The sequence below is a fragment of the Streptococcus symci genome, assembly GCF_006385165.1.
Taxonomy (GTDB): Bacteria; Bacillota; Bacilli; order Lactobacillales; family Streptococcaceae; genus Streptococcus; species Streptococcus symci.
In genome coordinates this window covers 308,717-330,082 of the sequence record NZ_VFJA01000003.1, presented here as the reverse complement: position 1 = coordinate 330,082, position 21,366 = coordinate 308,717, and the positions used below count along the sequence as shown (strand labels likewise).

18 protein-coding genes are annotated in these 21,366 nt (G+C 39.1%); all 18 read left to right on the top strand.

The genetic code is table 11. The annotated features are described in order from the left end of the window. The first annotated feature begins 88 nt into the window (after positions 1 to 88). The 18 genes from FJN11_RS08205 to FJN11_RS08115 all read left to right on the top strand — a co-directional run bounded on the left by FJN11_RS08205 (position 89) and on the right by FJN11_RS08115 (position 21,335). Positions 89 to 1,183: a cystathionine gamma-synthase gene (locus FJN11_RS08205; RefSeq protein WP_140224308.1), complete on the top strand. Its 1,095-nt coding sequence runs from the start codon at positions 89 to 91 to the stop codon at positions 1,181 to 1,183. Positions 1,184 to 1,190: 7 nt separating this feature from the next. After that, the gene (locus FJN11_RS08200) at positions 1,191 to 2,357 is read left to right on the top strand and encodes a MalY/PatB family protein (RefSeq protein WP_140224307.1); all 1,167 of its coding nucleotides are present in this window, start codon (positions 1,191 to 1,193) and stop codon (positions 2,355 to 2,357) included. Between the two features lie 92 nt (positions 2,358 to 2,449). Beyond that, complete coding sequence (locus tag FJN11_RS08195; protein ID WP_140224306.1) at positions 2,450 to 5,548, top strand: pilus expression-regulating Snf2 family helicase; 3,099 nt, start codon at positions 2,450 to 2,452, stop codon at positions 5,546 to 5,548. A 47-nt stretch (positions 5,549 to 5,595) separates the two neighbouring features. Beyond that, positions 5,596 to 6,213, top strand: coding sequence for a divisome accessory protein ZapJ (gene zapJ, locus FJN11_RS08190; protein WP_140224305.1), 618 nt, complete (start codon positions 5,596 to 5,598; stop codon positions 6,211 to 6,213). 10 nt (positions 6,214 to 6,223) lie between these two features. Then, positions 6,224 to 7,558, top strand: a complete 1,335-nt coding sequence (gene murC, locus FJN11_RS08185; protein ID WP_140224304.1) for a UDP-N-acetylmuramate--L-alanine ligase — start codon at positions 6,224 to 6,226, stop codon at positions 7,556 to 7,558. 9 nt (positions 7,559 to 7,567) lie between these two features. Further along, on the top strand, positions 7,568 to 8,029 hold the full coding sequence (locus tag FJN11_RS08180) for a GNAT family N-acetyltransferase (protein ID WP_125386434.1): 462 nt from the start codon (positions 7,568 to 7,570) through the stop codon (positions 8,027 to 8,029). Continuing rightward, the gene (locus FJN11_RS08175; protein ID WP_020902221.1) at positions 8,026 to 8,520 is read left to right on the top strand and encodes a GNAT family N-acetyltransferase; all 495 of its coding nucleotides are present in this window, start codon (positions 8,026 to 8,028) and stop codon (positions 8,518 to 8,520) included. Before FJN11_RS08180 ends, FJN11_RS08175 begins: the two co-directional genes overlap by 4 nt. Positions 8,521 to 8,599: 79 nt before the next feature. After that, complete coding sequence (gene mltG / locus FJN11_RS08170) at positions 8,600 to 10,294, top strand: endolytic transglycosylase MltG (RefSeq protein ID WP_140224303.1); 1,695 nt, start codon at positions 8,600 to 8,602, stop codon at positions 10,292 to 10,294. 60 nt (positions 10,295 to 10,354) lie between these two features. Next, positions 10,355 to 10,837 carry a transcription elongation factor GreA gene (greA, locus tag FJN11_RS08165; RefSeq protein WP_000818768.1) on the top strand — a complete coding sequence of 161 codons (483 nt, stop codon included), beginning with the start codon at positions 10,355 to 10,357 and terminating at the stop codon, positions 10,835 to 10,837. A 73-nt stretch (positions 10,838 to 10,910) separates the two neighbouring features. After that, the gene (locus tag FJN11_RS08160) at positions 10,911 to 12,275 is read left to right on the top strand and encodes an amino acid permease (protein ID WP_049547134.1); all 1,365 of its coding nucleotides are present in this window, start codon (positions 10,911 to 10,913) and stop codon (positions 12,273 to 12,275) included. 99 nt (positions 12,276 to 12,374) lie between these two features. Next, positions 12,375 to 12,785, top strand: a complete 411-nt coding sequence (locus FJN11_RS08155) for a GNAT family N-acetyltransferase (protein ID WP_140224302.1) — start codon at positions 12,375 to 12,377, stop codon at positions 12,783 to 12,785. A 347-nt stretch (positions 12,786 to 13,132) separates the two neighbouring features. Next, on the top strand, positions 13,133 to 14,416 hold the full coding sequence (locus FJN11_RS08150; RefSeq protein ID WP_246039364.1) for a DNA methyltransferase: 1,284 nt from the start codon (positions 13,133 to 13,135) through the stop codon (positions 14,414 to 14,416). Next, positions 14,417 to 16,744, top strand: coding sequence for an ATP-binding protein (locus FJN11_RS08145; RefSeq protein ID WP_140224301.1), 2,328 nt, complete (start codon positions 14,417 to 14,419; stop codon positions 16,742 to 16,744). Between the two features lie 321 nt (positions 16,745 to 17,065). Further along, entirely contained in the window at positions 17,066 to 17,275 is a 210-nt protein-coding gene (locus FJN11_RS08135; RefSeq protein WP_001107505.1) for a helix-turn-helix transcriptional regulator, read from the top strand. After that, positions 17,265 to 17,702: a DUF6773 family protein gene (locus FJN11_RS08130; RefSeq protein WP_140224300.1), complete on the top strand. Its 438-nt coding sequence runs from the start codon at positions 17,265 to 17,267 to the stop codon at positions 17,700 to 17,702. The genes FJN11_RS08135 and FJN11_RS08130 overlap by 11 nt, the downstream gene beginning before the upstream one ends. Before the next feature lie 166 nt (positions 17,703 to 17,868). Beyond that, positions 17,869 to 19,329: a nicotinate phosphoribosyltransferase gene (locus FJN11_RS08125; protein ID WP_140224299.1), complete on the top strand. Its 1,461-nt coding sequence runs from the start codon at positions 17,869 to 17,871 to the stop codon at positions 19,327 to 19,329. Further along, positions 19,326 to 20,150, top strand: coding sequence for an ammonia-dependent NAD(+) synthetase (nadE, locus tag FJN11_RS08120; protein ID WP_140224298.1), 825 nt, complete (start codon positions 19,326 to 19,328; stop codon positions 20,148 to 20,150). The genes FJN11_RS08125 and nadE overlap by 4 nt, the downstream gene beginning before the upstream one ends. A 636-nt stretch (positions 20,151 to 20,786) precedes the next feature. Continuing rightward, positions 20,787 to 21,335, top strand: a complete 549-nt coding sequence (locus FJN11_RS08115; RefSeq protein ID WP_140224297.1) for a GNAT family N-acetyltransferase — start codon at positions 20,787 to 20,789, stop codon at positions 21,333 to 21,335. Positions 21,336 to 21,366: the final 31 nt, after the last annotated feature.

The following is a 21,366-nucleotide window of genomic DNA, read 5'->3' as shown; positions in this document are numbered from 1 at the left end:
TTTGAAACTATAACTAGCTCTTGAAAAGAAGAAAATGAGTTGATGAAAATAAGTGGTACAATAGTTACTATAGATTTGGAGGTATTGTATGAGCAAGGAATTACACATTAACACAATTTTGGCCCAGGCGGGTATCAAGTCAGATGAAGCGACAGGAGCTTTGGTGACACCGATTCATTTTTCGACGACTTATCAGCACCCAGAGTTTGGTCAGTCTACTGGATTTGACTATACGCGCACCAAAAACCCAACTCGCAGTAAGGCGGAAGAAGTCTTGGCGGCTATTGAGTCCGCAGACTATGCCCTAGCGACTAGCTCAGGTATGTCAGCTATTGTACTGGCCTTTAGCGTCTTTCCAGTAGGAAGTAAGGTCTTGGCTGTCCGTGACCTTTATGGTGGTTCTTTCCGCTGGTTCAACCAAGTGGAGCAGGAAGGCCGTTTCCATTTTACCTATGCCAATACAGAAGAAGAGTTGATTGCCGAGTTAGAAAAGGACGTGGATGTTCTCTATATCGAAACCCCAACCAATCCCTTGATGTTGGAATTTGATATCGAAAAACTAGCCAAATTGGCTCATGCTAAGGGTGCCAAAGTGGTGGTAGACAATACCTTCTACAGCCCTATCTACCAACGTCCGATTGAAGATGGAGCAGATATCGTTCTCCATTCAGCAACCAAGTATCTAGCAGGGCACAATGATGTCTTGGCTGGAGTGGTTGTGACCAATAGTTTAGAACTATACGAGAAGCTCTTTTACAATCTTAATACGACAGGGGCAGTCTTGTCTCCATTTGACAGTTATCAATTGATTCGTGGTCTCAAGACCTTGTCTCTTCGTATGGAGCGCTCAACAGCTAACGCCCAAGAAGTGGTTGCCTTTTTGAAGGATTCTCCAGCAGTTAAGGAAGTTCTCTACACTGGTCGAGGGGGCATGATTTCCTTTAAAGTAGCCGATGAAACGCGCATTCCTCATGTTTTGAACAGTCTCAAGGTCTTCTCTTTTGCGGAAAGTTTAGGTGGGGTAGAAAGTCTCATTACTTATCCAACGACGCAAACTCACGCTGATATTCCAGCAGAAGTGCGCCATTCTTATGGTTTGACAGATGACCTCTTGCGTTTGTCGATTGGGATTGAGGATGCTAGAGATTTGATTGCAGATTTGCGCCAAGCCTTGGAAGGATAAGACAAAGATGGGAAAATATGATTTTACAAGCCTGCCCAATCGTTTAGGGCACCATACCTATAAATGGAAAGAGGCAGAAACGGATAGTGAAGTCCTACCAGCTTGGATAGCGGATATGGACTTTGTAGTCTTGCCTGAAATCCGCCAAGCCGTGCAAACTTATGCGGATCAACTGGTTTATGGTTATACCTATGCCAGTGATGATTTAATTAAGGAAGTTCAAAAGTGGGAAGCAACACAACACGGTTATCACTTTGACAAAGAGGCTCTTGTCTTTATCGAGGGTGTGGTACCAGCCATCTCAACAGCTATTCAAGCTTTCACAAAAGAAGGCGAAGCGGTTCTGATTAACACGCCTGTCTATCCACCTTTTGCTCGCAGTGTCAAGTTGAACAATCGCAGATTGATTACCAATTCTTTGGTGGAAAAGGATGGTCTGTTTGAGATTGACTTTGATCAACTTGAAAAGGATTTGGTGGAAGAAGAGGTCAAACTCTATATTCTTTGCAACCCTCACAATCCTGGTGGACGTGTTTGGGAAAAGGAAGTGTTGGAAAAGATTGGCCAACTCTGCCAAAAACACGGTGTTTTCTTGGTTTCGGATGAGATTCACCAAGATTTGGCCCTCTTTGGTCACAAACACCAGTCTTTCAATACCGTCAACCCTGACTTTAAAGAATTTGCTATCGTCTTAAGCAGTGCTACTAAAACTTTTAACATCGCTGGAACAAAAAATTCCTATGCAGTCATTGAAAATCCTAAGTTGAGAGTGGCTTACCAGAAACGCCAGTTGGCTAATAATCAACATGAAATTTCAGGCTTGGGTTATCTGGCGACAGAAGCTGCTTATCGCTATGGGAAGGATTGGCTAGAGGAACTCAAGCAAGTCTTTGAAGACCACATCAACTATGTGGTCGATCTATTTGAAAAAGAAACTAAAATCAAGGTCATGAAGCCGCAAGGAACCTACTTGATTTGGCTTGATTTTTCAGCCTATGACCTGACTGATGAAAGATTGCAAGAGCTGTTGAGAAATGAAGCCAAGGTTATCCTCAACCGTGGTTTGGATTTTGGAGAGGAAGGGAGTCTCCATGCCCGTCTCAATGTAGCTATGCCGAAGTCAGTACTAGAAGAGGTTTGCCAACGCATCGTGACCACTTTTGCTAAACTTTAAAAATCCAGCCTTCTAGGAGAAAAGTATCCTTAGAAGGCTATTTTCATAGGGGAAAATATGGTATAATAAAAAGATAAGGTAAAGGTAAAAATATGGCTAAATTGATTCCGGGGAAAGTCCGTATCGAAGGCGTTGCCCTTTATGAAACTGGTAAAGTTGACATCATCAAGGAAAAGAATAATCGGCTCTACGCTCGCGTCGCAGAAGAAGAACTGCGCTATAGTTTAGAGGATGATTTGGTTTTTTGTGCCTGCGATTTTTTCCAAAAGAGGGGCTACTGTGTGCATTTGGCAGCTCTGGAGCATTTTTTGAAAAATGATGAGCGTGGCCAAGAAATCTTGCAGGGTCTTGAAGAAGGTCATGAAGAAAAAGAGGCCGTTGAAACCAAGGTGACCTTGGGAGGCAAGTTTTTGGATCGAATCTTGTCTCCAAAAACAGAACGAGCCTATGAATTATCGGCTGTCGGTCAGGTGGAAGCAGGAACCAATCGTATCTTGTGGACTCTGAGAATCGGGCAAACCAATAGTCAAAAATACTATGTCATTCGGGATATTCCGCTCTTTTTAAAAGTCGTCGAGAAGAGAAAACCTTATATGATTGGAAAAACTTATGAGGAATCTCTGTCTTTGGAAGCCTTTGATGAGGCAAGTCAAGAGCTTCTGGCTTTTTTGCGGGGACTAACGGAGGAAGGACTTAGTCCAGATCTTTTTTTCCAAAACCAGGGTCGGCATCTCTTTTTTCCTCTGACCTTTTTTGAGCAGGGTGTGAATTTACTGATGACCTTGCCGCATTTTCAATTTGACCATCAAGTAGATAGCTACCAAACCCTGATTTTTCAGGATTTGCATGCGGGTGCTAATCTATTTGCCTTTATAGTAAAAGAATACTCGGATTATTTTGAAATGGAAATCAGTGAGAGTCCTAGAGTCAATGTCTTTTATCAGGGAGCCGTACTTTTCCATAAAGGACAGGTTTATTTTCTAACAGACCAGCAGATACGTCTTCTCAAGGAAATCAAAGCGTTGCCTTTGGATCAGCATGGAAAGAAATACTTGCAATTTGATAGCAGTGACCGCGATAAATTGGCTTCCTGTTTAACTCTTTTTAGCCAGATGGGGACCGTTTCAGCTCCAGAACGTCTACATATCAAAACTTTTGAACCCTCTTTTTACTTTGATAGGGAAGAAGACAATCGGATTCGTTTAGAAATTCAGTTTGATTATGGAGACAGGAAGGTATCTAGCCGACAAGAGCTAGAAGAATTACCTTTTTCGAGTGATGCTGACTTAGAAGAAAGAGTTTTCCAAGTCTGTTTGGCAGCTGGATTTGAAGCAGACTTTCAATCTTGGCGTCAGGCCTTAAAAGCCGAGTCTGTTTATCATTTCTTCCATGACATCATTCCAGTTTTTGAAAAACTCGGGAATGTTGATCTATCAGACAAGCTAGAAGAAATTTATAGCCTAGCAAGCCCTCAAGTGCAGATTGCTTCCAAGGGAGGTCTCTTGGAAATCCAGTTTGATTTTCAAGATATTGCCCAAGAGGAAATTGACCAAGCCATGCAGGCCTTGGTTGCCAATCAAGATTTTTACATTGGTGCGTCCAATCAAGTCTACTTTTTCGATGAAGAAACCAAGAAAATTCGCCAAAATCTACAGGAACTGGGGCAGTTTGAATTAAAAGATGGGGCCTTGCAGGCTCGAAAATCTTTGGCTTATAGTTTAGCCCATCTCTTTGAAGGACGAGATCGTGTTTCTTTTTCACAAGAATTCCAGAATCTGGCCCAGGATTTGACGCATCCAGAGGACTTTCCTTTGCAAGCAACTCAGGTTCAGGCTGATTTACGAGATTATCAGGAAAAGGGAATTCGTTGGTTGCAAATGCTCCATCATTATGGTTTTGGTGGGATTTTAGCTGATGATATGGGACTTGGTAAAACCCTGCAGACCATTGCATTTTTGACCAGCCAAGTGACAAAAGAAAGTCGAGTCTTGATTCTCGCTCCGTCGGGTTTGATTTACAACTGGGCAGATGAATTTCAGAAATTTGCTCCACAGTTGGATGTGGTTGTTGTTCATGGTTTGAAAGCTAGTCGTGAGGAGATTCTTGCCGAGAGCCATCAAATCTATGTGACGAGCTATGCTACCTTCCGTCAGGATAGTGATCTTTATCAGGGGATGGCCTTTGACTTCCTTTTCTTAGATGAAGCTCAGGTCATGAAAAATTCCCAAACTAAGATTGCCCAGACCTTGAGACAATTTGTGGTGCCGTCAGTCTTTGCCTTGTCAGGAACTCCTATTGAAAACCATCTGGGTGAGTTGTGGTCTATTTTCCAAATCGTCATGCCAGGACTCTTGCCAAGCAAGAAAGAATTTATGAAATTACCAGCTGAGCGCGTTGCTCAGTTTATCAAACCTTTCGTTATGAGGCGCAAGAAAGAAGAAGTGCTGACTGAATTACCAGACTTGATTGAAGTGGTTTACAAGAATGAACTGGAAGACCAGCAAAAGGCTATTTACCTAGCTCAGTTGCAACAGATGCGAGACCGTCTGGCTCAAGTGTCAGATCAGGAATTCCAGCGAAGTCGGGTGGAAATCTTGTCTGGTCTGATGCGCTTGCGCCAAATCTGTGACACCCCTGCCCTCTTTATGGAGGATTATCAGGGTGCCAGTGGTAAACTGGATAGTCTCCGAGACCTGCTGGTACAGGTGGCAGACGGCGGACACCGTGTCTTGATTTTCTCACAGTTCAAGGGAATGTTGGAGAAAATTGAACAAGAACTGCCAGACTTGGGCTTGACTTCCTTTAAAATTACCGGTTCGACCCCAGCCAAGGAAAGACAAGACATGACCAAGGCCTTTAACCAAGGAGAAAGAGATGCCTTTCTGATTTCCCTTAAGGCTGGTGGTGTCGGTCTGAATCTGACAGGTGCTGATACGGTTATTTTGGTTGACCTTTGGTGGAATCCTGCGGTGGAAGCGCAAGCCATTGGCCGTGCCCATCGGATGGGTCAGGAAGAAACGGTTGAGGTTTATCGCTTGGTGACCAAGGGAACCATTGAAGAAAAAATTCAGGAACTCCAAGAACAAAAGAAACATCTGGTGTCACAAGTATTGGATGGCACAGAGTCACGTGGCAGTCTGACCCTAGCAGAAATTAGAGAAATTTTAGGAATTTCTGAAGCCAGCACTTGAAAAATCAAGACAATACGCTATAATGAAGTGTTGAAAGGAAATAGAAAATGAGAGAAGAACGATTTCCATTAGTGTCAGATGATGAGGTCATGCTGACTGAGATGCCGGTTATGGACCTCTATGATGAGTCTGACTTTATCAGTAATATCAAGGGAGAATACCGTGATAAGAATTATCTGGAGTGGGCCCCTATTACTGAAGAAAGACCAGAAAAACCGATTGAAAAGCCAGTAGAGAAACCTAAGAAGGCTAGCTTAGGAGTAAAAAAAGAAGGAAAGAGCTATGCGGAGGTGGCGCGTGAAGAAGCGCGTGCGGACTTGAAAAAGAAACGCTCAGCAAGTTATCTGACTAAGGATATTACTCCTACAAGACGCCATTCTCAGCCAAGTCTAGTTAGACAGGGCAATCAACCTACAGCTCCTTTCCAAAAGGAAAATCCTGGTGAATTTGTCAAATACAGTCAAAAATTGACTCAGTCTCATTACATCTTGGCGGAAGAAGTGAACAATATGTCGACTCAAGCTGAGTCGAAAGAAACTTCAAGTCCAAAGAAAAACAACTATGATTTTCTGAAGAAGAGCCAAATCTACAATAAAAAGAATCAACAAAAAGAACAAGAACGTCAGGTGGCCCAAGAGTTGAATCTGACAAGAATTACGGAATAGGGGAGAAAACATGTCAAAGACATATCATTTTATCGGAATTAAGGGATCAGGTATGAGTGCCTTGGCCTTGATGTTGCACCAAATGGGGCATAAGGTACAGGGATCAGATGTTGAAAAGTACTACTTTACTCAACGTGGTCTTGAGCAGGCAGGGATTACTATTCTTCCTTTTGATGAAAAAAATCTAGACGGTGATATGGAAATTATCGCTGGAAATGCCTTTCGTCCAGATAACAACGTCGAAATTGCCTATGCGGACCAAAATGGCATTAGTTACAAACGTTACCATGAGTTCCTAGGTAGCTTTATGCGTGACTTTGTCAGCATGGGAGTTGCTGGAGCGCACGGAAAAACTTCAACAACGGGTATGTTGTCTCATGTCTTGTCTCATATCACAGATACTAGCTTCTTGATTGGAGACGGGACAGGTCGTGGTTCAGCCAATGCCAAATATTTTGTCTTCGAATCTGACGAATATGAGCGTCATTTCATGCCTTACCACCCAGAATACTCTATCATAACCAATATTGACTTTGACCATCCAGACTACTTCACAAGTCTAGAGGATGTTTTCAATGCCTTTAACGACTATGCTAAACAAATTACCAAAGGTTTGTTTATCTACGGTGAAGATGCTGAGTTACGTAAGATTACGTCTGATGCACCAATCTACTATTATGGTTTTGAAGCAGAAGGCAATGACTTTGTAGCTAGCGACCTTCTTCGTTTTACAACTGGTTCAACCTTCACAGTTCATTTCCGTGGTCAAGAATTAGGGCAATTCCACATTCCAACCTTTGGTCGTCACAATATCATGAATGCGACAGCCGTTATTGGTCTTCTTTACACAGCAGGATTTGATTTGAACTTGGTGCGTGAACACTTGAAAACATTTGCCGGTGTTAAGCGTCGTTTCACTGAGAAAATTGTCAATGACACGGTGATTATCGATGACTTTGCCCACCATCCAACAGAAATTATTGCAACCTTGGATGCGGCTCGTCAGAAATACCCAAGCAAGGAAATTGTTGCAGTCTTCCAACCGCATACTTTTACAAGAACAATCGCTTTGTTGGACGAATTTGCCCACGCTTTGAACCAAGCGGATGCAGTTTACCTAGCCCAAATTTATGGATCTGCTCGTGAAGTGGACCATGGAGATGTTAAGGTAGAAGACCTAGCTAATAAAATTAACAAGAAACACCAAGTGATTACTGTTGAAAATGTTTCTCCACTCCTAGACCATGACAATGCTGTTTACGTCTTTATGGGAGCAGGAGATATCCAAACCTATGAATATTCATTCGAGCGTCTCTTGTCTAACCTGACAAGCAATGTTCAATAGGAAGTTCTCATGGAAATTCCAATTAAAATCATTCGGGCAAGTAAGTCTGATTTAACTGAGATAGAGGCACTTCAGGCCTCATCTTTTCCAGCTGAAAATCAGCAACCTTCCCATATTTTAGAAGAAAGTATCCGTAAGTGTGCGGATACCTTTCTTCTAGCTAGGGATGAAAATCAGCTTCTGGGCTATGTTCTAGGCGATCCTCAGCCACATAATCCGCAATGTCTAGAAATGCATTCTTTAGTCATTGACTCTGGCCATCAGAGACAGGGCTTGGGCACGCTTCTTCTTGCAGCCTTGAAAGAGGTGGCGGTTGAGCTGGATTACAAAGCTATTCGTTTGAAGAGTCCTGATGAGTTGCTATCCTATTTTGAAATGAACGGTTTTATTGATGAAGAAACTTCCCTTTATGCAGCTAGTCAAGGTTTTAGTATGATTTGGTTTAATCCCTTTTATCTGGAGGCACAATGAAAATCAGGAAAGCAAGATTAGAAGATTTAGATCGTATCGTTGAGATTGAACTAGAAAATTTCTCACTTGAAGAAGCCATTCCTCGCTCGGTTTTTGAAGCTCATTTGCGAAAAATTCAGACCTCGTTTCTGGTTGCAGAAAAAGAAGGCAGAATCATGGGGTATATAGAAGGGCCAGTTGGACCATACCGCCATCTGCAAGATCAGTCTTTTACAGAAGAGATAGAAGATTATAGTCATGAGCCGAGTGGTTATATCTCTGTGACCTGTCTTTCTATTGCCAAGGAAGCACAGGGCCTTGGACTTGGTCAAAAATTATTAACAGCCTTGAAAGAGTTGGCTCTTGAACACGAAAGAGAAGGTATTAACCTAACCTGTCATGACTATCTCATCGCCTACTACGAAAAACATGGATTTGTCAATGAAGGCCGGTCTCAGTCAACCTTTGCAGGGGAAACCTGGTATGATATGGTCTGGGAAGCTAAAAAATAAGCGAGAAAAGCATGCTAGGTTGCTTTTCTTTCGTTTTTAAGATATAATATTATGGATTGTCAACGAGGAGGATAAACTTTTGAGTGAAAAAACAAGAGAAGACGAAAAATTAAGCTTTAAAGAGCAAATTTTACGTGATTTAGAGAGAGTAAAAAAACAAGATAGAAGTGAGCAAGAAAACGAGATTACAAGTTTTGAAACTCCTTTATCTCAAGAAGATTCAGTAGATCCTTCAACTCAGGAACATGAACCTTCAGCAGAAGAGTTGATGGCTAATTCTCTTTCTGTTGTGGATCAAATATTAAAGAATGCTCCTGGTGTTCCATCACGTTCTAATAATATTTCGGATGAAATTGCAGGAAATGAAGAAGTTGCAGAACCTAAAATTGAAGCGGTAGTTGAACCAGTAGAACCTGTTTTCGAGCCAGTTCAACCAAAAGTAGAACCTGTAAAACTTAACGAAGACAAAGAATTTAACGAGATTCCAACAAAGGTTGCGGTGTCGTATAAAACAAGTAGACAACAGGAAGAAGTTAGTACTCCTACAGTGGATAATGAGTTGTCTGAGTCAGCTGAATCGGCAGATAGCCTAGGTTCAGTTCCTAGACGTAGTCGCCGTGAGACAGTTAAACCAGTTAAGAAGAAAAAATCACATTTGAAGGCATTCTTCATTTCTCTACTGATTTTCCTAGCCTTGATTTCGGCAGGTGGTTACTTCGGTTATCAGTATGTTCAATCATCCTTGCTACCTGTTGATGCAAATTCTAAGGAATATGTGACTGTTCAAATTCCAGAAGGAGCCAATGTCCAAGAAATCGGATCAACTCTTGAGCATTCTGGTGTGATTAAACACGGTGTGATTTTTGCTTTCTATGCAAAATATAAGAATTATTCAGATTTGAAGGCTGGATATTACAATTTGCAAAAGAGCATGAGTACAGAGGACATCATTAAGGAACTGCAAAAAGGTGGTACACCTGAACCTCAGGCTCCATCTCTTGCAAACTTGACAATTCCAGAAGGATATACGATTGATCAAATTGCCCAAGCTGTAGGCCAATTACAAGGTGAATTTAAAGAACCTTTGACAGCGGAAACTTTCTTGGCTAAAGTGCAAGATGACAACTTTATCAGTCAAGAAGTTGCTAAATATCCAAACCTACTCGAAAGCTTGCCAACGAAAGAAAGTGGAGCTCGTTACCGTTTGGAAGGTTATCTTTTCCCAGCGACCTACTCTATCAAGGAAAGCACAACTATTGAAAGCTTGATTGATGAGATGCTGGCAGCTATGGATAAGACCTTGACTCCGCACTATAGTGCAATTAAGTCTAAGAACTTGACAGTCAATGAATTGCTAACAATTGCTTCACTGGTTGAAAAAGAAGGGGCTAAGACTGAAGACCGTAAGTTGATTGCGGGTGTTTTCTACAACCGTTTGAATCTTGGTATGCCACTTCAAAGCAATATTGCAATCTTGTATGCCCAAGGGAAACTTGGTCAAAATATCAGCCTAGCAGATGATGCTGGAATTGATACATCGATTAATTCACCATACAATGTTTATACAAAACCTGGTTTGATGCCTGGTCCAGTAGATAGCCCAAGTCAGGACGCGATTGAAGCAAGTATCAATCAAACTAAGAGTGAGAACCTATACTTTGTAGCCAATGTTACAGATGGTAAAGTCTATTACGCAGTGACACAGGAAGAACATGATCGTAATGTAGCTGAGCACGTCAATAGCAAGCTTACTCAAAATAGTAGTTCAAACTAAGACTACACAAATGAGAATCTCAGATAGAGATTCAATATTATCGAAGGAAAGTTGAGAAAAATGGCAGAAAAAACATATCCTATGACCCTTGAGGAAAAGGAAAAACTTGAAAAAGAATTAGAAGAATTGAAATTGGTCCGCCGTCCAGAAGTGGTAGAACGCATTAAGATTGCCCGTTCATACGGTGACCTTTCTGAAAACAGTGAATACGAAGCAGCTAAGGATGAACAAGCCTTTGTCGAAGGACAAATCTCTAGCTTGGAAACAAAAATCCGTTATGCTGAAATCGTCAATAGTGACTCAGTTGCCCAAGACGAAGTAGCGATTGGTAAAACAGTCACTATCCAAGAAATTGGTGAGGACGAAGAAGAAGTTTATATTATCGTAGGTTCAGCGGGTGCGGATGCCTTTGCAGGTAAAGTTTCAAATGAAAGCCCAATTGGACAAGCCTTGATTGGCAAGAAAACAGGTGATACAGCAACAATTGAAACACCTGTTGGTAGCTATGATGTAAAAATCTTGAAGGTTGAAAAAACAGCCTAATGATTAAAAGGAGTAAAAAGAGGGAAAAATCCTTCTTTGCTCCTTTTTAGGTTTAAAAAGAATTGGAGACTATATGAGTTCAAAGAAGAAAAAAAATAAGATGGAGCGTGGTTTAACTAATCGTCACGTACAGGTTATGGCCATCGCTGGGACAATCGGAACAGGACTCTTTTTGGGAGCAGGTCGCTCAATTAGCCTAACAGGTCCTTCCATTGTACTGATTTATATGATTACGGGGGCTTTCATGTTCCTTATGATGCGTGCAGTTGGGGAAATGCTCTACCAAGACCCTGAGCAACATACCTTTATCAACTTTATCACGCGCCATTTGGGTAAGGGCTGGGGTTATTTCTCGGTTTGGTCCTACTGGCTATCCGTTGTCTTTATCGGTATGGCGGAAATCACTGCTATCTCTCACTATGTTCAGTTCTGGTTTCCTAGCTGGCCAAGTTGGATGATTGAGATTGGATTTTTGACCATTCTAGCCTTGGTCAATCTGATTGCGGTTAAGCTCTTTGGAGAAGTTGAGTTTTGGTTTGCTATGGTTAAGATTGTGGCTATTTTAGCTATGATCGCTACAGGAGTCTTTATGGTCTTGACTGGCTTTAAGACACCTCATGGAGTAGCAAGTTTGGCTAATATTGCTGACAATTTCTCCCTCTTCCCAAATGGTGGAGTTAACTTTGTCATGGCCTTCCAGATGGTTTTCTTTGCCTACCTTATGATTGAGTTTATCGGGGTCACAACTTCAGAAACCAAAAATCCACGTCAAGTCTTGCCAAAAGCCGTTAAGGAAATTCCTTTGCGTATCGCCTTTTTCTACGGTGGTGCCCTCTTAGCCATCATGGCTATCATTCCATGGCGTGAGCTTGCATCGGCTGATTCACCTTTTGTTACAGTATTTGAATTGGCAGGTATCAAGTGGGCAGCAGCCTTGATTAACTTCGTCGTTTTGACCTCAGCAGCATCTGCTCTTAACTCAACTCTCTACTCAACAGGGCGTCATTTATACCAGATTGCCCATGATTCGCCAAATCGCTTCCTAAAAGCAATTAAAGCAGATACTCTTTCTCGCCACAATGTACCACAAAATGCTATCATCGCTTCAGCAATCTTGATTGCCCTAGCAGCCTTTATCAATATCTTGCCAGGTGTTTCCGATGCCTTTGCCTTGATTACGGCATCATCATCAGGTGTCTATATCGCGATTTATATCTTGATTATGGTGGCTCACCTTAAATACCGCAAGTCACCAGACTTTATGGCAGATGGCTATCTCATGCCGCATTATCGTTTCCTAAATCCCTTAACCATGCTCTTCTTTGCCTTTGTCTTTGTAACCCTCTTTTTACAAGAGTCTACATTTGTAGGAGCAATTGGTTCAGCTATTTGGATTATCGGTTTTGGTATTTATAGCCAGTGGAAATTTAGAAAATAGATTTGAAACTCATCAACTCAGGTTGGTGGGTTTTTCTAGTTTGACAGTCTATTGAAATAAGACTATAATCAAGCTGTAACAGTATTTAAGGAGATTTAGATGTACTTTAGATTGGAAGATAAGGAATCCTATAAATCACAAGAAATAGGGAATCTGATTCGTGCTTATAATCGTTCAAAAAGAGAAGAGGCTGAAAGTGAGCCATTGAACCTTTATGTCGAAGATGAAAAGGGCAATCTCCTGGCAGGTTTGATAGCAGAGACTTTTGGAAATTGGCTAGAAATAGAGTATTTATTTGTAAAAGAGGAACTGCGAGGGCAAGGAATCGGTTCAAAACTATTGCAGCAAGCAGAAACTGAAGCTAAGAATCGAAACTGTCGTTTTGCTTTTGTCAATACTTACCAGTTTCAAGCTCCAGATTTTTATAAAAGGCATGGCTACAAGGAAGTCTTTGCTTTGCAAGACTATCCCTACATTGGGCAAAGATATTATTACCAAAAGAATTTGTAACGAGAATATGAAATCATAAAGTAAAGAGGGGGGCTTGACATAAGTATGGAGGTGGACTGATGGATATGAGTAACTATCAATAATTAGCAGTTATAATCTAGAAATTGTGTCTTTCTAGCTGATATTGAGGACAATACAATCGCAGCTGAGACATTAGATGTGAAATCCTACGATGCTGTAGATGTTTTGAAAAAAATTGAATAAGCAGAAACTCTCTATCATTTAGGTGGTAGAGGTTTTTTGTTAATAGAAACCTATTTAATTTTCCTTAACAGATTAATTATATTATTTCTTTACGTTCAAAAAATTCTATGCTATACTTAGGGTGCATAATAGAAAAATATTAGTTGGGGGCTAAATTGTTGAAGTCGAATTTAGTAGATAAAATAAAAGAAAAAGAAATTGATTACTGGGACTTTAAAAATGTAACTGCTTCAGGCATGCATAAAATTAGTGCTTATCCAGCTACGATGGTTCCTGATATGCAATATGAATTAATTAAACTAATTAAAAGTGAAGATTCATCTATTACAAATATTCTTGATCCTTTTCATGGTTCTGGAACAACACTAGTAGAGGGTGAAAAGAATAACCTTTTTCCGATTGGCATAGATATTAACCCTTTAGCTAATCTTATTACAAAAGTTAAGCTGCAAGGTGTTAACAAAATATATATATATATAGCAAATAATAGAATTGAGAAATTTTTAAAAAGCAATAGTTTTGAATTTGATAAACACTATTTTTATAATATAGAAAAATGGTATCGAAAAGATTTTATAATAACGTTTAGTAAAATTCGTAGTGCTATTCAGAGAGAAAAATACAGATACGTAAGACAGTATTATTGGGTGTGTTTAATTAATATTTTAAAAAAATACAGTAATACAAGAAGTTCAACATTTAAATTGCATATAAAAGAGCAAAGCGCTATTGAAAAGATGGAAAACCACATCGTTGAAGATTTTATAAAGAGCATTAACGAATACTCTCAATATTTACCTGATTATAACAGAAGTAAAAAAATTGATTTAAAAATAGGAAAATCGGAAGATATTTTATTTGGAATGAAGAGCGATTCTGTCGATTTGATTGTTACTTCTCCTCCGTATGGAGATAATTCAACTACTGTAACATATGGACAGTACTCTATGCTACCGATATATTGGATTGATAGGAAGGATTTGGAGGTTTTTTCTGAAAATTTAATAGATAATTATTCAAGTATTGATTCAAATAGTTTAGGTGGATCTGGCAAAAGAAATAAACAAAAGCATCAGTCACACTATTTATCTGATTATCTTGAAAGTATATCTCAAGATAAGCGAAAAAAAGTGGAAAATTTTGTAATAGACTATTTGGAAGTGATGATGCAAATGGGACGTGTTCTAAAAAAGGATAAGAGAATAGTTTTAACTTTAGGTGATCGACGTGTTGATAATAAAGTAGTGCCATTATCAAGTATTACGCAGGAATTTTTTGAAAATATTGGTTTTGAGTTGGAAGCTTCTATTACACGTAATATACCTATAAAGAGAATGCCAAGACGGGTTTCTAAAGTAAAAGATAAATCAGTGGAATCAATGAATCAAGAATATGTTTTGATATTAAGAAAAATAAAGGAGATTTAGATGCCTAATAAAGTTGAACAAGTACCTATTACTGTAGCAGGTAATATATTGAGTGAATTATCAGAAAAAATTCCTAATAATATTATTGCATTAAATGAGTTAATAAAAAATGCGTACGATGCGTTTTCTCCCAGTGTTGATATTATATTGGATTCGGAATCAAAAAAACTCACTATTCGAGATTATGGTATTGGTATGGATACAGAAGGAATTAAGAAATTATTCCATATATCAAGTAGTGATAAACAATATGGAGAAATTATCTCTTATAATGGTACTATACGCCTGACTCAAGGGTCAAAGGGGTTAGGGTTCTTGTCTGTTTTTAAGTTTGGTAAAAAAGTATATTGGAAAACATCACGTAATAATCAAATTTCAGATTTTGCTGTAGATTTTGATTCTTTGATTTCTGAATATAATATAACAGATAAATGCTTAGATGTCACGCTTGTAGGTTCAGGGGATTTTGTAGGGACTTTAATCCAAATTGAAGTCGATGATTATAATCTTGAAGCTTTAAAAGAATATCTCACCAAAGATGTCAATCGAAATAAAGTTTTAAATTCTTTTATTGATAATGAGAAAAATGATGGGAAAATTTCTGCTGATAGAAACTTTATTATAAATCTAAATATAGATGGAGAAGTATACTCTACTGACTACAGTATCCAGTTAGAGAATCAAAATAGTTCTGATCAGTTATTTGAAATTAATTATTCTTCAAATGAATGTTTGTTAGTGTTTAAGAAAAATGGTGAGGATATCTACTCTGAAAAATTTAGTTTTGACTCAGATAGGTATTCTGTTGAGATGAATCTAGCTGCTTTTTATCTCGTCCCAAATGGAAAAAGTAAGATTAACTCTTTATTTTACAATCCTAATAATAACAATTTAACACCTTTGGTTTATATCAATAATAATTTGTTTAACAACTATCTATTATTTGATACTGAATTAATGGTGACCAAAAAATATAGCGATGTATTAAAGCAATTAATTGGTTATATTTCAATTAAATCTAGTGATTCAGCCATACAGTTTAATTCTGATCGAACTCAATTTTCTCAGAGTAAGTTAACTGATGATATAGCTAAATTCATTGAAAGAATAAACGAAAAAATTCAGAGAATCGGCTCTTCGTTAAAAAATGAATTAAGAGATTTTCCTCGCAAAACATTTATTCAAAATAGGATATCTTTAGAAGAAACTTCTGATCTCAGCAATCTTAAAAAAAATATTAGACCAGATTTTAAATTAAAAGATTTTATAATTTTTGAAAAACAAGGAGACAAATTAAAATGTACTCTTTTTGATAAGGAAATTCTATTGGATATTATTCCAAAGACTAAAGAAACAATAAATTTGGGGGTAGTTGAATCATGGATTGATATAGATGATCTAGACAAGAAGATTCCTAATTTAAAGGAATTAATTCAAGTTGCTACAGACATTTATTTTAACGAAGAAAAAGTAAGAGAATTTAATAAACTCCAAGAAGGGGAATGGATCATTAGGCAAGAGACAGATACTACAGTCTCTTCTCTAAAGATAATTTTAAGGAAGCCAGCTCAACCTAAAATCAGTCAAAGAGAAAATATACTCAAGAAGGGGATAGATTATAAAGTTGATGATTTATTCACTTTTATAAATAGTTTTGGTGAAGAGGATAAGGGCTTATCTTTTGAAATTGATACAAAAAGTAATCCTACTATAAATTTTAATAAAGGTATAATAAATTTTGGTCGATTAAATGAAAATACAATTTCAATTATAATAACAGATAAGAAAACAGAACTTATTCATGAAGCTGATTTTACGTTTAGAGTAGTAGAGGATAACTTTTATATTGCTCAACCAGAATCTTCTAAGAGTAATTTAGTTAATATGCCTATAAACAAAGAAGTTAACTTTAGGTCAGATGTTGTCAGTTTTATAGGAGAAATTAATCGAATTTTTAGTACTGAAGATTATAGTTTTGTAGCAGTTGCAGCTTATCGAACTTTAATTGAAATTGTTGTAAATGATATTTTGGATAATAGTAAAATAGCTAAGACAGAAAGTTTATTGCAAAACTATAGAAAAGTAATTGAGGAAGGAAAAGGTTTGATTGATAGTAGTGAATTAGACGACGCGGATAAGCGAGTTTTGAATTCTTTACGTAGCACAATTAGTTCTAGAGATGAAAGTAAAAGCTTTTTAGAATTTCTTAACCTGTCAACGCATGGGGGAACTAGAATTATAACAAAAGTTGATGTAATGAAAAAAACACAAGAAATAAAATTGCTATTAGGCTTACTATATATTTCTGGTTTAGAAAAAGAAAAGTAATTTTGAAATTTAAATATAATCTGTAGTTTTAAATATGTTGGATTTTTATATAAAAGTTATGTCAAATGGGCTACCAGAACTATGACTAAGCTCTTGCTTGAAAGTCTAGGTATCAAAGCCTACCAAGTAAAACAAAGAAGTCATGTCGTTGATATTTTGAAATCCTATATTTAAACTCAGAACTCTCTATTATTTTGTGATAGAGAGTTTTTTGTTAACAAAATATTACAAAATGACATTTATATATTGCATTAAGTTAGATATATGGTATAATATGTTTAAAAAGAAGCGCAACTTTTTAAAACTATAAGGAGGACGCAGGTGGCTAAAAATTTAAAATTAAAATTAGCTCGTGTTGAGCGTGATTTAACACAAGGTCAACTAGCAGAGGCTGTTGGGGTGACGCGCCAGACTATTGGTTTGATAGAGGCGGGGAAATACAATCCCAGTCTTTCCCTCTGCCAGTCCATTTGCAGATGCTTAGGCAAAACTTTGGATCAATTATTTTGGGAGGAAGAAGATGAAAAATAGATTTTTTTATTATCAATTACTAGACGAAAGAGAAGAACAACTGATCAATAAAGCGGGGGCTGAAAGTTTCTATATCTCTATAGCTTTCTTGCTTTTATCTTATATGATTGCAGTATTAGCACCAAGTCTTTTTAATCCGAGAATGATTCTCATCATTATCATTATTGGAACTTTTTACTTTTTCGGCCGTGCTCGAGATTTGGGTGTGAACTACTATAGTCGTTTTCATTTTACAATTTTAGGCTGTTTGCTGGTAACTCTCGCTATTACAACACTCTTGATGTTGCAGAATTATCAATTTAATATCGAAATTTATCAGCACAATCCTTTAAATTTTAAATACCTATCTGCTTGGGCTATTACTTATGTCAATTACCTTCCCTGGGTCTTTATTGGCAATCTTGGTCTTAAAAGCTATGGCGAATGAACTCAGAAAAAGTTTGAACAAGATATGGATGAACTGGAGAGTGGAGAATAGCTTGTTACTCTTTTCTCAATCCAGCCAAAATGTGTTATAATAGTACTAATTTATTGGAATGAATGAAAGTTCTTGAAATTTTTCATTGGTTTCTAGTTAAGGAAGTAGGAAAAGTATGTATCCAGATGATAGTTTGACATTGCACACGGACTTGTACCAGATTAACATGATGCAGGTTTACTTTGACCAAGGGATTCACAATAAAAAGGCGGTCTTTGAGGTTTATTTCCGCCAACAGCCTTTTAAGAACGGCTATGCAGTTTTTGCAGGTTTGGAAAGAATTGTGAGCTATCTTGAAGATTTGCGTTTTTCAGATAGTGATATTGCCTATTTGGAGTCGCTTGGTTATCATGGGGCATTCTTGGACTATCTCCGCAATTTCAAGTTGGAGTTGACCGTTCGTTCTGCCCAAGAAGGGGACTTGGTTTTTGCTAATGAACCGATTGTGCAGGTGGAAGGTCCTCTAGCCCAATGTCAATTGGTCGAAACGGCTCTTTTGAACATCGTCAACTACCAGACCTTGGTGGCTACTAAGGCAGCTCGTATCCGTTCGGTCATCGAAGATGAACCCTTGATGGAGTTTGGGACACGTCGGGCTCAAGAAATGGATGCGGCTATCTGGGGAACACGCGCAGCGGTGATTGGTGGCGCCAATGGAACCAGCAATGTGCGTGCTGGTAAACTCTTTGACATTCCTGTTTTGGGGACCCATGCCCATTCCTTGGTGCAGGTTTATGGTAACGACTATGAGGCCTTCAAGGCTTACGCTGCGACCCACAAAAACTGTGTCTTTCTTGTGGATACCTATGACACCCTTCGCATCGGTGTACCAGCTGCCATTCAGGTGGCGCGTGAGCTGGGTGACCAGATTAACTTTATGGGTGTTCGAATTGACTCTGGGGATATTGCCTACATTTCCAAGAAAGTCCGTCAGCAATTGGACGAGGCTGGATTTACAGAGGCTAAGATTTATGCTTCTAATGATCTAGATGAAAATACCATCCTCAACCTCAAGATGCAAAAGGCCAAGATTGATGTCTGGGGTGTGGGAACTAAGCTGATTACAGCCTATGACCAGCCAGCTCTTGGTGCAGTTTATAAGATTGTGGCCATTGAAGATGAAAATGGCCAGATGCGCAATACCATTAAGCTGTCAAATAATGCTGAAAAAGTTTCTACGCCAGGTAAGAAGCAGGTGTGGCGCATTACCAGTCGTGAAAAAGGCAAGTCAGAAGGAGACTATATCACTTATGATGGCGTAGATGTTGCCAGCATGACAGAAATCAAGATGTTCCATCCGACCTATACTTACATCAAGAAGACGGTTCGTAATTTTGATGCTGTTCCTCTCTTGGTGGATATTTTCAAGGACGGAAAATTGATTTACAATCTGCCTAGCTTGACTGAGATTCAGGATTATGCTCGTAAGGAATTTGACAAGCTTTGGGATGAATACAAGCGCGTGCTCAATCCGCAGCATTATCCAGTGGATTTGGCGCGTGATGTATGGCAAGACAAGATGGACTTGATTGACAAAATGCGTAAGGAAGCCCTCGGTGAAGGAGAAGAAGAATGAGTTTGCAAGAAACGATTATCCAAGAGTTGGGTGTCAAACCAGTGATTGATGCCCAGGAAGAAATCCGTCGTTCTATTGATTTCTTAAAAAGATATCTGAAAAAACATCCCTTCCTAAAAACCTTTGTACTAGGGATTTCTGGAGGACAAGACTCAACCTTAGCAGGACGTTTAGCTCAACTAGCTATGGAAGAACTGCGAGCAGAAACGGGAGACGACAGCTACAAATTTATCGCTGTCCGCCTGCCATATGGAGTGCAAGCTGATGAAGCAGATGCTCAAAAAGCCCTAGCCTTCATCAAGCCAGATATCAGCTTGGTTGTGAATATCAAGGAATCAGCTGACGCCATGACGGCAGCAGTTGAAGCGACAGGTAGTCCTGTTTCAGATTTTAACAAGGGCAATATCAAGGCACGTTGCCGTATGATTGCTCAGTATGCCCTTGCTGGTTCCCATAGCGGAGCGGTCATTGGAACAGACCACGCCGCGGAAAATATCACAGGTTTCTTTACCAAGTTTGGTGACGGTGGTGCAGATATTTTACCACTGTTCCGTCTCAATAAACGCCAAGGAAAACAACTATTGAAGGAACTTGGTGCGGACCCAGCCCTTTATGAAAAAATCCCAACAGCAGACCTAGAAGAAGATAAACCAGGCCTAGCTGATGAAGTTGCTCTCGGAGTCACCTATGCAGAGATTGACGACTACCTAGAAGGCAAAACAATCAGCCCAGAAGCCCAAACGACTATTGAAAACTGGTGGCACAAAGGTCAACATAAACGGCACCTACCAATCACCGTATTTGATGACTTTTGGGAGTAAAAAGGTCCGGGGGACCTTTTTAGCTTCTTGCCTTGAAACTCGAGAGCAAGAATAACCTCTAGTGGAGGTTTTCAGCCTCTCACCTTGAAATAAAAAAGTGAGAGTAGGTCCGGTAACTCGAAGAGTTCGATTTCGTTGTCTCACCCCCGCAACGATGACTAGGTTTGAAAAAGCTTGGTAAAGCGCATTTCAAACCAGACAGCAACTGCGTCAAGGAACTAGATGAAAAACTTGTTTTCTAGCTATTAATGAGTTTAGTTTTTTACCCCGAGTCTAAAAATAGGAAAACGAGAAAACTCTAGTGGACCTTTTTACCCTGAGCCTAGAAATGAGAAAGCGAAGAAGGTCTGGTAACTCACAGAGTTCGATTTCGTCGTCTCACCCCCGCAACGATGACTAGGTTTGAAAAAGATTGGTAAAGCGCATTTCAAACCAGACAGCGACTGCGTCAAGGAACTAGATGAAAAACTTGTTTTTTAGTTGTTACTGAGTTTAGTCTTTTTACCCCGAGCATGGAAATAGGTAAGCGAGGAAGTCCGGGGGACCTTTTTAGCTTATTACCTTGAAATTCAAAAGCAAAGTAAATTTAAATTGAGGTTGGACATAGAATCATCTATCAGAAAGCGAGGTAGCGTCATGAAATCTATCGGTACGCAAACATTACAGACAGATCGTTTAATTTTGAGAAGATTTATGGAGAGTGATGCAGAAGCCATGTTTCAGAATTGGGCTTCCTCTGCTGAGAATCTAACCTACGTCACTTGGGATCCCCATTCTGATGTCGAGGTGACTCGAAATTCGATTCATAACTGGGTTGCCTCCTATGCCAATCCCAACTATTACAAATGGGCCATTTGTCTCAAAGAAAAGCCAGAACAGGTGATAGGAGATATCAGCATCGTTGCAATGGATGAGAACGATTCTTCTTGTGAAATTGGCTATGTGCTAGGCAAGGCTTACTGGGGACGTGGGATTATGACAGAGGCCTTAAAAACTGTCTTGGACTTTTGTTTTACTCAAGCAGGCTTTCAAAAGGTCAGAGCACGATATGCTAGTCTCAATCCAGTTTCAGGTCGTGTCATGGAGAAGGCTGGAATGTCCTATCTAAAGACTATTACCAATGGTGTAGAGAGAAAAGGCTATCTTGCGGATCTCATTTATTATCAGATAAGTAGGGAAGACTAGTAAATTTTCTTTTCTGTTTCCATCAAAGTCA

Bases quoted from the DNA above. Each gene is read 5' to 3' on its own strand.
- FJN11_RS08205 (WP_140224308.1), top strand. From the start codon at position 89: ATGAGCAAGGAATTACACATTAACACAATTTTGGCCCAGGCGGGTATC.
- FJN11_RS08125 (WP_140224299.1), top strand. From the start codon at position 17,869: ATGTATCCAGATGATAGTTTGACATTGCACACGGACTTGTACCAGATT.
- greA (WP_000818768.1), top strand. From the start codon at position 10,355: ATGGCAGAAAAAACATATCCTATGACCCTTGAGGAAAAGGAAAAACTT.
- FJN11_RS08180 (WP_125386434.1), top strand. From the start codon at position 7,568: ATGGAAATTCCAATTAAAATCATTCGGGCAAGTAAGTCTGATTTAACT.
- FJN11_RS08175 (WP_020902221.1), top strand. From the start codon at position 8,026: ATGAAAATCAGGAAAGCAAGATTAGAAGATTTAGATCGTATCGTTGAG.
- FJN11_RS08145 (WP_140224301.1), top strand. From the start codon at position 14,417: ATGCCTAATAAAGTTGAACAAGTACCTATTACTGTAGCAGGTAATATA.
- zapJ (WP_140224305.1), top strand. From the start codon at position 5,596: ATGAGAGAAGAACGATTTCCATTAGTGTCAGATGATGAGGTCATGCTG.
- FJN11_RS08200 (WP_140224307.1), top strand. From the start codon at position 1,191: ATGGGAAAATATGATTTTACAAGCCTGCCCAATCGTTTAGGGCACCAT.
- FJN11_RS08155 (WP_140224302.1), top strand. From the start codon at position 12,375: ATGTACTTTAGATTGGAAGATAAGGAATCCTATAAATCACAAGAAATA.
- murC (WP_140224304.1), top strand. From the start codon at position 6,224: ATGTCAAAGACATATCATTTTATCGGAATTAAGGGATCAGGTATGAGT.
- FJN11_RS08195 (WP_140224306.1), top strand. From the start codon at position 2,450: ATGGCTAAATTGATTCCGGGGAAAGTCCGTATCGAAGGCGTTGCCCTT.
- FJN11_RS08115 (WP_140224297.1), top strand. From the start codon at position 20,787: ATGAAATCTATCGGTACGCAAACATTACAGACAGATCGTTTAATTTTG.
- nadE (WP_140224298.1), top strand. From the start codon at position 19,326: ATGAGTTTGCAAGAAACGATTATCCAAGAGTTGGGTGTCAAACCAGTG.
- FJN11_RS08160 (WP_049547134.1), top strand. From the start codon at position 10,911: ATGAGTTCAAAGAAGAAAAAAAATAAGATGGAGCGTGGTTTAACTAAT.
- FJN11_RS08130 (WP_140224300.1), top strand. From the start codon at position 17,265: ATGAAAAATAGATTTTTTTATTATCAATTACTAGACGAAAGAGAAGAA.